The following is a 13,348-nucleotide window of genomic DNA, read 5'->3' on the forward strand; positions in this document are numbered from 1 at the left end:
CCCAGCCCCTCCGTGACAGGGAGGGGAGGATCAGATGCCCGACCACGCCCACTCCTCCGACCCCGCGGTGCAAACGCAGCTCGATCGCCTCGCCGCGCTATCGCCGGGCCGCGACATCTTGGGTCTCGAGCGCATAGCCGAACTCTGCGCCCGCCTCGGCGACCCCCAAAACAACCTCCCACGCACTTTCCACGTCGCCGGCACCAACGGCAAAGGCTCGACCTGCGCCTACCTCCGCGCCATCCTCGAGGCGCAGGAGCGCCGCGTCCACAGCTACACCAGCCCGCACCTCGTCCGCTTCAACGAACGCATTCGCCTCGCCGGGACACTGATCGACGACGCGCTGCTTGCGGCGCTGCTCGAAGAAGTGCTCGATGTCGCTACCGACCTGCAAGCCAGCTTCTTCGAAGTCACCACCGCTGCCGCCTTCCTGGCTTTCGCGCGCATCCCCGCCGACGATTGCATCATCGAGGTTGGCCTCGGTGGACGTCTCGACGCCACCAACATCATCCCCGCCCCCGCAGTGTGCGGCATCGCATCGCTCGGCATCGATCATGAGGCGTTTCTACTCGCCCCCGAGGAAGGCGTGCCAGCCGAGGCGATCGAACGCATCGCCTGGGAAAAGACCGGCATTTTCAAACCCGGCGCGGCGCTGGCAACGCTCGCCTATCCCGATCATGTGATGAAGCTGGTCCAAGACCGGGCTGCCGCGGTCGGCGGCACTCTAATTTCGGAAAGAGACGGCTGGACTGTCACCCCCGAAGCCGACGGCTTCCGTTGGCAATCAAATCGTGGTTCGATTGCACCGACCCTTCATTCGCGCATGGCGGGCGCGCATCAGATGCGCAACGCGGGTCTCGCAATTGCCATGTTGCGCAGTACCCCTGATCCGCAACCCACCGATGACGACATCGCGAGAGGCATCGCCGCGGCCTTCTGGCCCGGGCGCATGCAGCGGCTCGGCCAAGGGCCGCTGAAAGGACTGCTCAGCGACAGCACCACCATCTGGCTCGACGGGGGGCATAACCCCGATGCGGGTGCGGCGCTGGCGATGGCGCTGGCCGACCAGTCGCCGCTGCACATCGTCTGCGGGCTGCTCAAGAACAAGGACGCGATGGGTTTCCTGCGTCCCTTTGCCGACAAGATCGCGTCGTTTCAGGCAGTGCCGATCCCGGGGCATGAGCATCATGATCCCAAAGACCTGTGCCATTGGGTCCAAAGCGAGCTGGGCCTCGCCGACGCGCAGCCGTGTGACGACGTAGCGGCGGCGCTGGCGCATATTGGCGCACACCGCCCCGCCGCCGACGTCCTCATCTGCGGTTCGCTTTACCTCGCCGGTGATGTCCTGCGCCGCAACGACGAGCTGCCCGACTAAACTGCCTGCGCAGGCTTGCCGGTCCAGGCCATGATGCTGCCCACCACGACCGCAACCAGCGACGACAGCATCACATAGCTGGCCAGCTCTAGCTGCTGCGACAACAACACCCCGACCAACCCCGCAACGATCAGCATGAACCCGGTTATCCGCATCGCCCCAACCGGCTGCCGCAGCTTCTTGTCATCGACCACCTCGGCCTGCCGCACGCCTTCGACGACATAGCCCTTGCTCCACAGCAGCCATAACAGCAGCATACCGGGGATCGCCGCGACGACGGTGAAGCCCCAGAAGATCACCCAGCCGAAATTCTCCGCGACGATACCCGCTGGTCCCGCCATGAACGTGCGCCCGACCCCGGCGAAGGACGACAGCAGCGCAAATTGTGTGGCGGTGTAGGCGATGTTCGACAGCCCTGACAAATAGGTCGCGAACACGGTCAGGCCGATGCCGCTCGTCACATTTTCGGTCACGATCGCGGCGACCATCATCCAGTAATTGTTTCCGCTGGCGGCCAGGATCATGAACATGACGTTCGAAAACATCATCATCAGCCCCGAAATGACCAGAGCGCGGCCCATCCCCAGCCACAGCAGGAACGGCGCGCCGAGCGCCGAGCCGACGATCAGCGCGCCAAAGCCCCACAGCTTGTTCGCCGAAATATAGTCGAGATCGGCAAAGCCCAGATCGACGATCATCGGCCCCAGCATCGCCTGCCCCATCGCATCGCCAACCTTGTACACCAGCACGAAACCGAGAATCAGGAAGGCGCCGTGGCGGCTCAAAAATTCGCGGAACGGATTGACCACGGCTTCGGTCAGCCATTGCCCCGCCTTCATGCCCGATGCCTGCGCGAAACGGTCGACAAACTTGCCCGGCCCCGCCCACAGCGCGCCGATGATTGCGGGAACGATGCAGAACCCCGTCAGCGCATAAGCGGTCGCCCAGCCCAGCCCGAGCCCTTCGTTCGACGCAAAATAGATCGTCCCGGCGCCCGCGATCAGATTGCCGGTGCGATAGCCGAACTGATTGGTCGCGATGCCATGCGCGAACTCGTCGTCCTCCAAAATCTCGATGCGATAGGCATCGATAACGATATCCTGCGTCGCCGACAGAAAGGCGGTGATCAGCGCCCAGATCGCAAACTGGCCGATGTCACCGGGCTGCGGATTGCTGGCACCCAATTGCCAGATCGTCACGAACAGCAGCGCTTGGACAAAGAACAGCCAGCCGCGCCTTTGCCCGAATCGGCTGGTCAGAAACGGGATCGGCAGTTTGTCGACCAGCGGCGCCCACAGGAATTTGAGCGTATAGGGAATGCCGAGCGCAACCGCGAAGCCGATCGTTGCGGTGTCGATCCCGACCTTCGCCAGCCAGAAGGTCATCGTCGCGATCAGCAAGGTCAGCGGAAACCCGCTCGAAATGCCGAGCAGGAAGGTCACCATCGGGTTCTTGCGCAGATAGGGGCGAAACGCGGGAACCGACAGGGCGACGATCACCAACCCGACCAGGACCGCGACAAAAATCAAAAACCGGATCAGATCAATCGACATGCACAGGCTCCCCCGCATCCTCGTTCCGGGATGCCATCACGCTGACCGATTGGCCTATAGCGTCGCGGGCAAATTGGAAGCAGCGATTTATCGGTTCGCCGTGCTCAGGCGGCTTCGGGTCGCCAATAGGTCAACAGCCCGCTGACCTTGCGCGGCGCCTTGTTCTTGCAGGTCATCGTTTCGACCGCGCGCAGCGCCGCAACCAGCGCCGATGCGCTGTGCGGCTTGGCAAGACATGCGACGGCAATATCCGCGGCGTCCTCGGGACAGCGACCCGTGACCAGCAGCACCGCAATGCCGCGATCACGCGCTAGCCGCGCCACTTCGCGGCCCGTCATATGCCCGGCGAGTCCCAGATCCAGCACCACGGCGTCGATCTGCTGATCAGCAATGATCGGCACCGCGGCCTCGCCCGAATCGACCGTCGCGACAATGTCATACCCGCTGTGTTTCAGCGTCCGCTCATTGTCGAACGCGATCAGCGGATCATCCTCGATGATCAGCAACCGCTTGATGCAGGACGGGCGGGACGCGAAGAGCATATTGTCTCCCTTTAATCGCGCCATGACGCGCTCAAAGCCGTCGTGCAAGATTGCTTCCGCTTCCCATCGACGAAGCGACACGTTTCCGGCTATGAGCGTGGCCACAGGGCAACACTATTGCCCGCATAACGACAAGAAAGCCGTACCCGTTCCCATGACCACCCGCCGACCTCCCCGCGCCGCGCCGCGGACAGCGCCCAAGCCCGCCGGCGACCGCGACGCCCCGAAAGGCCGCCGTGCCGCGCGCGGTGTCGCCTCGGCGCTCAAAGCCAAGCCGACCGACGCGGAGCGTGACGAGGATGGCCCCCAGCGGATTGCCAAGCTGCTCGCGCGCGCCGGAGTCGGCTCGCGGCGCGACGTCGAGCGGATGGTTGAGGAAGGCCGCATTGCGCTCAACGGCGTCGTCGTCGTCCAACCCGCGCCATTGCTAACCTCGCTCGAAGGTCTCACCGTCGATGGCAATCCAGTTGCCAAGCCGGTCTCGACTCGCCTCTACCGCTTTCACAAGCCCGCCGGGTGCATCACCGCGGCGCGCGATCCCAAGGGGCGCAAGACGATTTACGACGTGTTGCCCAAGGATCTGCCGCGACTGATGCCCGTCGGCCGCCTCGACTATAATACCGAGGGTCTGCTGCTGCTCACCAACGACGGCGAATTCAAGCGCCAGCTCGAACTGCCCGCCAGCGGGGTCGAGCGCACCTATCGCGCCCGCGCCTTTGGCGACATCAGCCAGGAACAGCTCGAAGAACTCGCAATGGGGATCGAGATCGACGGCGTCCGCTATGGCAAGATCGACGCCAATCTGGAACGTCGCACCGGGCGCAACCAGTGGGTGGAAATGACGCTGACCGAGGGCAAGAACCGCGAAGTCCGCAAGGTGCTCGAACATTTTGGGCTACAGGTCAGCCGCCTGATCCGCACCCGCTACGGCGCGTTCGAACTCGACGGATTGCCGATGAGCGCGGTCGACGTCGTGCCGCGCGACGAATTGTTCAAATTCCGTCGGCATATGGGCTGATCCGATGCGCGTGATTTCAGGCGAATGGCGCGGTCGCAAGCTGTTGGCGCCCAAGGGCGACGCGACGCGCCCGACCGCGGATCGGACCCGCGAGACCTTGTTCTCGATGCTGACCAGCCGCCTGGGTAGTTTCGAAGGGCTGGTCGTCGCGGACCTTTTCGCGGGATCGGGCGCGCTCGGCATCGAAGCGCTGTCGCGCGGCGCCGCCACCTGCCTGTTCGCCGAGCAGGACCGCGACGCGCTCGACGTGCTGCGGGGCAATCTGTCCAGCCTGGGTGCGGCCCCGCGCGCCGATGTCCGCGCCGGGTCGGTACTTGGTCTCGGTCCGGCGCCGCGCGCCTATGACCTGCTGATGCTCGATCCGCCCTATGGCACCGGCGCCGCCAGCGTCGCGCTCGACAAACTGCACCGGCTCGGCTGGATCGGCCCCGACAGCTGGGTGTCGGTCGAAACCGGTCACGGCGAAACGGTGGAGGTGGCAGGCTTTGCCATCGACGCTGATCGCAAGGTCGGTAAGGCACGGCTGACACTGCTGCGTCTCGCGTAACGATCCACCGCGCCAAGCTGGACAGCGCCGCCGCTGTTCCCTAATCGTTCGCGCGTGACCCTACCCCCTGCATCCTTGCCCGACCTGCCCCCGCCCGACCCGTCGGATCCGCCCTATCTGCAAGGATTGAACCGGCCGCAGCGGCAGGCGGTGCTGACCACTGAAGGTCCGGTGCTGATGCTCGCGGGCGCCGGGACCGGTAAGACTGCGGCGCTCACCGCCCGGCTCGGCCACATCATCGCGACGCGGCGGGCCTGGCCGTCCGAAATCCTCGCGGTCACCTTTACCAACAAGGCGGCGCGCGAAATGCGCGAACGCATCGGGCGCATGATGGGCGACGCGGTCGAGGGGATGGCGTGGCTCGGCACCTTTCACAGCATCGCCGCCAAGATGCTGCGCCGCCACGCCGAACTCGTCGGCTTGCAAAGCAATTTCACCATCCTTGACACCGACGACCAGCTCCGCGTCCTGAAACAGCTGATCCAGGCCGACGGCCTCGACGAAAAGCGCTGGCCCGCGCGCCAGCTGGCGGGGCTGATCGACAAATGGAAGAACCGCGGCCTCGTCCCCGCCGATCTCGATGCCGCCGACAAGGAAGCCTACGCCGACGGCAAAGGCCAGCATTTCTATGCGCTCTATCAGGCGCGGCTGAAGACGCTAAACGCCTGCGATTTTGGCGACCTGCTGCTCCACATGCTGGTGATCCTCAAAAACCACCGCGATGTGCTGGAGCAATATCAGGAGCGCTTCAAATATATCCTTGTCGACGAATATCAGGATACCAATGCCAGCCAATATCTCTGGCTCCGCCTCCTCGCGCAGCAGCGCAAGAATATCTGCTGCGTCGGCGATGACGATCAGTCGATCTATAGCTGGCGCGGCGCCGAGGTTGCGAACATCCTGCGCTTCGAAAAGGATTTTCCCGGCGCGACCGTCATCCGCCTCGAACAAAATTACCGCTCTACCCCGCAGATCCTTGCCGCGGCTTCGGCGCTGATCGCGCAGAACAGTGGCCGTCTGGGCAAGACGCTGTGGACCGATCTCGAACCCGGCGACAAGCTGCGCGTCGTCGGGGTGTGGGACGGCCCCGAGGAAGCGCGGCGGATCGGCGAAGAACTCGAAACGCTTCAGGTTCGCAAAGTCAGCCTCGACCGCGCCGCGATTCTCGTCCGTGCGCAGTTCCAGACCCGCGAGTTCGAAGACCGCTTCATCGCGATCGGCATGCCGTATCGCATCGTCGGCGGCTACCGCTTCTACGAACGCGCCGAAATCCGCGACGCGCTCGCCTACCTCCGCCTCGTTCAGTCGCCCGCCGATGACCTGGCGTTCGAGCGCATCATCAACACGCCCAAACGCGGCCTCGGCGACAAGGCGCTCGCGCGCATCCACCAGTTTGCACGCCACGAGCAGACGCCTTTGCTCCGCGCCGCGGCGCGCATCACCGAAACCGACGAGCTCACCCCGCAAGCCCGCCGCCAGTTGGTTAACTTCGTCGCGCTCATGCGCGGCTGGCAGGATAAGGCGGGCAATCTTTCACACCCCGAGTTGACCCAGCTGATCTTGGACGAGTCGGGCTATACCGCGATGCTGCAAGTCGACCGCAGCGTCGAAGCCGCAGGACGGCTTGAAAACCTGTCCGAGCTCGTCCGCGCGATGGAGGAGTATGACTCGCTCGAAGCCTTTCTCGAGCATGTCAGCCTGGTCATGGACCGCGACCAGAATGACGACACCGAAACCGTCACCATCATGACAATCCACGCCGCCAAAGGCCTCGAATTCGACCATGTCTTCCTCGCGGGCTGGGAGGATGGCGTGTTCCCCTCGCAGCGGTCGATGGACGAAGGCGGCACCGCCAGCCTCGAGGAAGAACGCCGCCTCGCCTATGTCGCGATCACCCGCGCCCGTGTGCGCGCCAGCATCTATCACGCCGCCAACCGCCGCATTTATGGCCAGTGGATGAGCAGCATCCCCAGCCGCTTCATCGCCGAAATCCCGCCCGAGCATGTCGATAGCGAAAACAGCTTTGGCGGCGGGCAAAGCCTGTGGCGCGCCAACTGGTCGGCGCAGGGCGATCCCTTTGCGCATGTCGCCGAACGCCAGCCGTCGCGGATCATGACGCGCGGGCCGGCGTGGCAGCGCGCGACTGCGCAATCGTCGACCATCACCCGCGCTCCTGCCCCGAGCGAGAAGGGTTCGGCGGCGGCGGTCGGCGCCAAGCCACGCGCCGACCTGGCGATAGGCATGCGCGTGTTCCACGAAAAATTCGGCTATGGCGAGATCGCCGACATCGACGGTAACAAGCTGGAGGTCGCGTTCGAACAGGCCGGGACCAAGCGCGTATTGGACAGTTTCGTCCAGCTCGCTTGAGCCTATTGTCAACCAGAACAGTTATGATATGCCTTCCCGCGCGGCCTTCGAGTCGCGTTTTGGGAGAATCTTCAATGAAAATGAAGCTCTTAGCGGGCGTGATGGCGCTTGCCCTGGTCGGCTGTTCGGAACAATCGTCCGAAGACGCAAGCACGACCACTGCCGCCGACACCGAAGCCCCCGCGGTCGCCGAAGAAAGCGCCGATGCCGCCGCGGCCCCGCGCATCGGCATTGAGGCGGCCCCCGGCGTTGCTTTCGACTATGCCTATACATTCCGCCTCGTCGACAAGCAGATCGCCCGTGTACAGGAGGAACACGCCGCCGCCTGCGAAACGCTGGGCAACCAGCGCTGCCGCATCGTCGATGTCCGTTATCAGCTGAGCGATGAAAAGCTCGTCGAGGCGCAAACCCAATTTAAGCTTGAACCCGGCATCGCCCGCAGGTTCGGCGCCAATGCAATCGCCAGCGTCGAAAAGGCAGAAGGCGTGCTCGCCGACGCCAGCGTGGCCGGTGAAGACGTCGGCACCGAAATCCTCGCTTCGCAGCAGCGCAGCGCCGGATCCAAGGCCGAGATCGCCCGGCTGGAGGCACGACTAAATTCGGGCGGGCTCGACAAACGCGAACGCGCCGAACTGCTGGCGCAGATCGGCCAGCTTCGCGGGGGGCTCAGCGGAGAACGCCAGACCCGCGGCGCGGGCGAGGCGCGGATCGCGTGGACCAGCGTCGCATTCAATTATGTCAGCAACGGCGGCCTTCCCGGCATCGGACACGAAAATCTGTTCGCAAACGCCCGTGAAACGCTGATGCGCAGCGGCAGCACTGCGCTGACCTTTGTCCTGACGCTTGGCGCCGCGATCCTGCCGTGGGGCATCCTGCTCGCGCTGATCGTCGCCTTTTGGCGCAGCCGGTTAGTGACCGCCGTTCGCCTGCAATTGCGAAGCTCGCAAAAGGCGAATGACCCGGCGATCCCGCCGACCAGCTGAGCCCAAACGGCGTGCCGTTTGCAAAGGTCGGTTGCTGCGTTATGGCGTGGACCATGACGCAGCAACCGATATGGCTGGAGCAGGCGCGCGACGCCGAACGCCGCGGCGATGTCGCTGCCGAGACGGCGGCGCTGTCCGCCGCGATCCAGTCCGATCGTGGAAACATCGCCGCCGTGCTTGCTATGGCCGAACTCCAGCGTCGCCTGCTGGACAATCGCGCAGCCGCGTCCTTTTATCGCCTCGCGCTGGGTACCGCGACCCAGTCGGGCAACGTCCCGGTGTCACTTCACCCCGGCCTTAGACGCGCAGAACAATTTCTCATGGCATCGGAGCGCGCATTTGCCGATCATCTGCTCGGCCAGCTCCGCAGCGCGGGCGTCGACGCGCGCACGGCCACGCCGCGCATTGCCGAAGCGCTGCGCCTGCTCACAGGTGAACAGCAGGTCTATCTGCAAGAACCGAGCATGTTCTATTTTCCCGGTCTAGTTCAGCGCCCGTTCTTTGATCGCGAGATGTTTGACTGGGTAGCTGCAATCGAAGCGGCCACCGACGCCATTCGCGCCGAGCTGCTGGCCTTGAACGACACCGCATCGGATCGGTTCGGTCCCTATGTCACCGCAGCAGCAAATCGCCCGCCACCCAATAATCCGCTGCTCGATAAACCCGACTGGGGCGCTGCCTGGCTATGGAAAGACGGTCAGATCGCCGAAGGCATGGACTTGCTTTGCCCCGCCGCCCTTGCTGCGCTCAGTCACGCGCCGCAGCCCATCATTCCGGGCCGTGCGCCGCTCGCCCTTTTTTCGCGACTGACCCCCGGCACCCATATCCAGCCGCACCACGGCATGCTCAATACCCGGTTGATCTGTCACCTGCCACTCCTGGTTCCGAACGGCTGCGGGCTGCGCGTCGGCGCGGAAACGCGAAGCTGGGTCGAGGGCGAATTGCTGATTTTCGACGACAGTTTCGAACATGAGGCCTGGAACCGCGGTACCAGTGACCGCACCATCCTTCTGTTCGAAATATGGCGCCCCGACATTGACACCGACGAACGCGAACAATTGACGCGCATTTTCTCGGCGATCGACACCTACTCGGAACAATAGACCAAGGGACAGAGTGACAATGACCAATCCGGGAATGGACGCCGACATCTACGATGCCTTTATGGAGCAACTTCACCGCTATGTCCGCGAGCGGCTGATCCCGGCGGAGGACCAGCTCGAAGAACTCGGCCGCGTTCCCGACGATATCCTTGCCGAAATGCGCGAGATGGGGCTGTTCGGGGTCACCATGCCCGAACAATATGGCGGCGCGGGCATGAATATCAGCCAATATGTCGGGTTCATCCGCGAGATCGCCTACGCCTCACCTGCCTATCGTTCGATAGTTTCGATCAATATCGGCATGGTGTGCAAATCGCTTCTTGGTTTCGGCACTGCGGCGCAAAAGGAACATTGGCTGCCCAAGCTGGCGATGGGCAGTATCGCCGCCTTTGGCCTGACCGAACCCGACAGCGGATCCGACAGCGCGGCGATGAAGACCCGCGCGGTGCGTGACGGCAACGGCTATGTGCTCAACGGCACCAAGCGTTACATCACCAACGCCCCCTTCGCCGACATGATCCTTGTGATGGCGCGCACCAATGCCGAGGCACTGCCGAAGAACGCGCATGTCAGCGCCTTTCTGGTTCCGCGCGATGCACCCGGCGTTTCGATCGGCAAACCCGACGGCAAAATGGGTCAGGCGGGATCGCAGATCGCCGACGTCATTCTCGAAGATGTCCATGTTGACGGCGATGCGCTGCTCGGCGGCGAAGAAGGCATCGGCTTCCGCGCCGCGATGCAGAGCCTCGACAATGGCCGCCTGTCGGTCGCTGCCGCCAGCGTCGGTTATGCCAAGCGGATGCTCGATGCAGGGTTGAAATATGCAATGGAACGCAAGGCGTTTGGCGAACCGATTGCCAATTTCCAGCTGATCCAGGCGATGCTCGCCGATAGCAAGGCCGAAATCTACGCCGCCGACTGTATGCTGAATGACGCCTGCGCGCGCGCCGACCGGGGCGAAAAAATCCTTGTTGAGGCGGCCGCGACCAAGATGTTCGCCAGCGAAATGTGCGGCCGCGTCGCCGACCGGGTCGTGCAAATCCATGGCGGCGCGGGGTATCTCAAGGAATATCTCGCCGAACGCTTCTATCGCGACTGCCGCATTTACCGGATTTATGAAGGAACGACGCAGATCCAGCAGCTAGTGATCGCCAAGAACATGATCCGTGACTACGAGAGCTGAAGGCTCGGGAGGGTCGCTGGTGGCGCCGAGGGGAATCGAACCCCTGACCTCTGCAGTTCGGTTGCAGTGAAACGGCACAATCCGGCACATCATGGGACAGAGAAAGCCGGGAAAACCCAAAACCGCCTGCTCTCGAGCCGGTCGCCGAGGCCATCAGCACAGCAAGCCGCTTCCCGCTCGGCGAGACGCTTTTCGTCAAAACGCAGGAAGGCCGCGACGCGGGCCGTCTCCTCGCTAGACAGCGCTCAACTCATGCGCCATCCGTCGCCGCTGGTATCCGGCGCGTTTCCCAATAAACGGTCAGATGATGTGTCATCCAGACATTCCATCCGTGCGCCCGTTGAGCCAGACCGATATTCCGTGCAGGACGCGCAGTACTTTTCAATTTGGAGCGTCGGCTTTCCTGCCTCGAAATCGACGATGAAGCGCGTTCCGACGCCGGCGGCGCCGGCACGTTGCTCCTGGCGGAGTTGGGCATGCCTTATTTCGGCGCGAACCGGTTGTCCTATTTGCTAACGTCGATCAGGCGAGCTTGAGCTTCGCAAGCTCGCCCTCATCGAAAGCATTCGTTGCCGCCAAATTCGCCCGCGCAATATCGATCGATGACCAATCGATTCGGCTCGTATAACCCTGCGCGACTGACAGCATGCGGATTACCAGTTCCATCCGCGCGTTGTGCGTGAAGGCCTTGAGAGCGGTGAGATAATCGGTTCGATAAGCCGTCGGAATGATGATCCGTTCTTCGCCCGCCGCGACCAATTCGGCATTCATCATAATCCGCGCAATCCGGCCATTGCCGTCGGCAAAGGGGTGAACCTCACTGACCAGCGCCATGATATAGATCGCGCGATGCAATGGGTCACCGAGCGCCTGGGAGAGATGATAGCCGCGTTCCAATGTTCCTTCCACGAGATCGGGTGCTACAAAGACCGCCATTCCGGCCTGGTTAGGCTCGGCCTTGAACGCCCCGGGGCCCTTGTCGGGCCGCGCTTCCATCACCATCGCGTGCCGGTGCCGCAGCAGCTGGCGGAATTCGGCGTAACTTGCCGGGAGCTGCTTTAGATGGTCGATGTCCGAGACGAGCCGGAAGGTCCCGAGCACATCATGTGCATCGGCCGCCCGTTCGGCCGGAATAACACCTTCGAACACAATCTCGGCCGCCTCATCGACGGTGAATTCGGTACCTTCGATGAAGTTGGAGAAATAGGCCTCAAAAAAGGCGAGCGTTGCATTGGCGTCGGCACTGCGGGGCGGCGCTTCACGTCGCTCGGCGATGCTGTCCCGCAGCGCAAACATCAGGGTTTCGAACAGCTGCAGACGGTTCGGATCATAAGGCTCGCCGGTGTTGCGCGCCTTGCCGACCTCGCTCTCCAGCTTCGCTTCACGCGTGCCGAGCAACGAGCCGATCAGGCCGTCGAGTTCAGCGAATTCGGCGTCATAGCCAAGCTCGGGCGCGATCCTGCGCGCATCGTCGCGAATGCGGTTGATGGCGGCCGCATCCTGTCGGCGTAGTTGCGCGTCGAGCCGTTTTTCGACATCTTCGCGTGGCAGAGTACGTTGTGCTCGCCCACCTCGCGCGCGCGAAAGTCGCATATTCTCAAGATAGGCGCGCGCTGTCGATGCCAGTCGGACACCCGTTGCACGAACCGCTATCGCGGATTGGCGCTGTCATCGACGTAAAGCCGTCCAGCGAGCGCCGCATGTGATTGAACGTCGGCTGCCATAGGCAGAGCATTTCGACTCCTTCAACTGAGGAGTCGAACGATGAATGAGCTTATCCAGATTGGCCCGATCAGCCCGCTACGCCAGCGCCTGCTCGACGACATGGCGATGCGGCGGTTCGGGCCGGAGACGCAGCGTAATTATCTGCGCGACGTCGGACGGTTCGCGACCTGGCTCGGGCGCTCGCCGCACACCGCGAGTGCGGAGGAGGTCCGCCAGTTCCAGATCGATCAGCAGCAAGCGGGCGTTCCGGTGCCGACGATGAACAGCATCGTCAGTGCGCTCCGCTTCTTCTTCACCGAGACGCTCGACCGCCCCGATCTCGCGCGCAAGCTGATCCGCGCCAAGCAGGTTCGCAAGATCCCCGTCGTCCTGACCATGGCCGAGGTGAAGCGGCTGCTCGATGCCACGCGCTGCCTCAAGCACCAGGCTGCCCTGTCGGTTGCGTACGGCGCCGGGCTGCGCGTCGCCGAGGTCTCAGCGCTCAAGGTCAGCAATATCGACAGCAAGCGCATGCTGCTGCGTGTCGAGCGCGGTAAAGGCGGACGCGACCGCAACGCCATGCTGCCCGAAGGCTTGCTGCTGCTACTGCGCGACTGGTGGCGCGCCGGACGACAGCAGGGCGTGCTGCTTCCTGAGGGCTGGCTCTTCCCGGGGCAGAGTGCCTCGGCCCCGATCAGCACCCGCCAGCTCCACCGCGTCGTCGTCGAGGCGGCTGAGGCGGCCGATATCGACAAGCGCGTCGGGCCGCACACCTTGCGCCACAGCTTTGCCACCCACCTGCTCGAGGACGGCGTCAACATCCGCGTCATCCAGGCGCTGCTCGGACACGCCAACCTCAATACCACCGCCTTTTACTTGCAGGTCGCAACGAAGACGACGCGCAAGGTGACCAGCCCGCTCGACCGGCTCGCGCTGGCATCGCCCATCGAGGCGCCCCCCGACGGCTGAGGCT

11 protein-coding genes are annotated in these 13,348 nt (G+C 63.6%); 8 read left to right on the top strand and 3 right to left on the bottom strand.

The window, feature by feature from the left end; translation table 11 throughout:
* The first annotated feature begins 34 nt into the window (after nucleotides 1-34).
* Nucleotides 35-1,375 (top strand): bifunctional folylpolyglutamate synthase/dihydrofolate synthase, encoded by a 1,341-nt coding sequence (locus CDQ92_RS13660; protein WP_088441914.1) that lies wholly within the window; start codon nucleotides 35-37, stop codon nucleotides 1,373-1,375.
* Here the strand turns inward: CDQ92_RS13660 and CDQ92_RS13665 are convergent.
* Together CDQ92_RS13665 and CDQ92_RS13670 are read right to left on the bottom strand one after the other, a co-directional pair.
* Nucleotides 1,372-2,928: an AmpG family muropeptide MFS transporter gene (locus CDQ92_RS13665; RefSeq protein ID WP_144035784.1), complete on the bottom strand. Its 1,557-nt coding sequence runs from the start codon at nucleotides 2,926-2,928 to the stop codon at nucleotides 1,372-1,374. The two genes, CDQ92_RS13660 and CDQ92_RS13665, sit on opposite strands and share 4 nt — an antisense overlap.
* A 104-nt stretch (nucleotides 2,929-3,032) precedes the next feature.
* Entirely contained in the window at nucleotides 3,033-3,470 is a 438-nt protein-coding gene (locus tag CDQ92_RS13670; protein ID WP_088441915.1) for a response regulator, read from the bottom strand.
* A gap of 154 nt (nucleotides 3,471-3,624) precedes the next feature.
* On the opposite strand from CDQ92_RS13670, the gene CDQ92_RS13675 reads away from it, so the two are divergent.
* From CDQ92_RS13675 to CDQ92_RS13700, 6 genes are all read left to right on the top strand, one after another.
* Entirely contained in the window at nucleotides 3,625-4,488 is an 864-nt protein-coding gene (locus CDQ92_RS13675) for a pseudouridine synthase (protein WP_088441916.1), read from the top strand.
* Between the two features lie 4 nt (nucleotides 4,489-4,492).
* Nucleotides 4,493-5,035: a 16S rRNA (guanine(966)-N(2))-methyltransferase RsmD gene (gene rsmD, locus CDQ92_RS13680; protein WP_088441917.1), complete on the top strand. Its 543-nt coding sequence runs from the start codon at nucleotides 4,493-4,495 to the stop codon at nucleotides 5,033-5,035.
* 54 nt (nucleotides 5,036-5,089) lie between these two features.
* On the top strand, nucleotides 5,090-7,402 hold the full coding sequence (locus CDQ92_RS13685; protein WP_229667113.1) for an ATP-dependent helicase: 2,313 nt from the start codon (nucleotides 5,090-5,092) through the stop codon (nucleotides 7,400-7,402).
* A gap of 74 nt (nucleotides 7,403-7,476) precedes the next feature.
* Nucleotides 7,477-8,385 (top strand): DUF4349 domain-containing protein, encoded by a 909-nt coding sequence (locus CDQ92_RS13690; protein WP_158213844.1) that lies wholly within the window; start codon nucleotides 7,477-7,479, stop codon nucleotides 8,383-8,385.
* A gap of 53 nt (nucleotides 8,386-8,438) precedes the next feature.
* A complete protein-coding gene (locus CDQ92_RS13695) occupies nucleotides 8,439-9,488 on the top strand; it encodes an aspartyl/asparaginyl beta-hydroxylase domain-containing protein (RefSeq protein ID WP_088442255.1) in 1,050 nt (349 codons plus the stop codon).
* Nucleotides 9,489-9,507: 19 nt separating this feature from the next.
* Nucleotides 9,508-10,671 (top strand): acyl-CoA dehydrogenase family protein, encoded by a 1,164-nt coding sequence (locus tag CDQ92_RS13700; protein ID WP_088441919.1) that lies wholly within the window; start codon nucleotides 9,508-9,510, stop codon nucleotides 10,669-10,671.
* Nucleotides 10,672-11,193: 522 nt separating this feature from the next.
* Here the strand turns inward: CDQ92_RS13700 and CDQ92_RS13710 are convergent.
* On the bottom strand, nucleotides 11,194-12,264 hold the full coding sequence (locus CDQ92_RS13710; RefSeq protein ID WP_088441920.1) for a Fic family protein: 1,071 nt from the start codon (nucleotides 12,262-12,264) through the stop codon (nucleotides 11,194-11,196).
* A gap of 171 nt (nucleotides 12,265-12,435) precedes the next feature.
* Here CDQ92_RS13710 and CDQ92_RS13715 point away from each other — a divergent pair, with 171 nt between their 5' ends.
* Nucleotides 12,436-13,344 (top strand): tyrosine-type recombinase/integrase, encoded by a 909-nt coding sequence (locus tag CDQ92_RS13715; protein ID WP_088441921.1) that lies wholly within the window; start codon nucleotides 12,436-12,438, stop codon nucleotides 13,342-13,344.
* The last annotated feature ends 4 nt before the right edge of the window (nucleotides 13,345-13,348 follow it).

The organism is Sphingopyxis bauzanensis (assembly GCF_002205675.1).
GTDB classification, from domain to species: domain Bacteria; phylum Pseudomonadota; class Alphaproteobacteria; order Sphingomonadales; family Sphingomonadaceae; genus Sphingopyxis; species Sphingopyxis bauzanensis.

Bases quoted from the DNA above. Each gene is read 5' to 3' on its own strand.
- CDQ92_RS13710 (WP_088441920.1), bottom strand. From the start codon at position 12,264: ATGCGACTTTCGCGCGCGCGAGGTGGGCGAGCACAACGTACTCTGCCA.
- CDQ92_RS13665 (WP_144035784.1), bottom strand. From the start codon at position 2,928: ATGTCGATTGATCTGATCCGGTTTTTGATTTTTGTCGCGGTCCTGGTC.
- rsmD (WP_088441917.1), top strand. From the start codon at position 4,493: ATGCGCGTGATTTCAGGCGAATGGCGCGGTCGCAAGCTGTTGGCGCCC.
- CDQ92_RS13695 (WP_088442255.1), top strand. From the start codon at position 8,439: ATGACGCAGCAACCGATATGGCTGGAGCAGGCGCGCGACGCCGAACGC.
- CDQ92_RS13700 (WP_088441919.1), top strand. From the start codon at position 9,508: ATGACCAATCCGGGAATGGACGCCGACATCTACGATGCCTTTATGGAG.
- CDQ92_RS13690 (WP_158213844.1), top strand. From the start codon at position 7,477: ATGAAAATGAAGCTCTTAGCGGGCGTGATGGCGCTTGCCCTGGTCGGC.
- CDQ92_RS13660 (WP_088441914.1), top strand. From the start codon at position 35: ATGCCCGACCACGCCCACTCCTCCGACCCCGCGGTGCAAACGCAGCTC.
- CDQ92_RS13670 (WP_088441915.1), bottom strand. From the start codon at position 3,470: ATGCTCTTCGCGTCCCGCCCGTCCTGCATCAAGCGGTTGCTGATCATC.
- CDQ92_RS13675 (WP_088441916.1), top strand. From the start codon at position 3,625: ATGACCACCCGCCGACCTCCCCGCGCCGCGCCGCGGACAGCGCCCAAG.
- CDQ92_RS13715 (WP_088441921.1), top strand. From the start codon at position 12,436: ATGAATGAGCTTATCCAGATTGGCCCGATCAGCCCGCTACGCCAGCGC.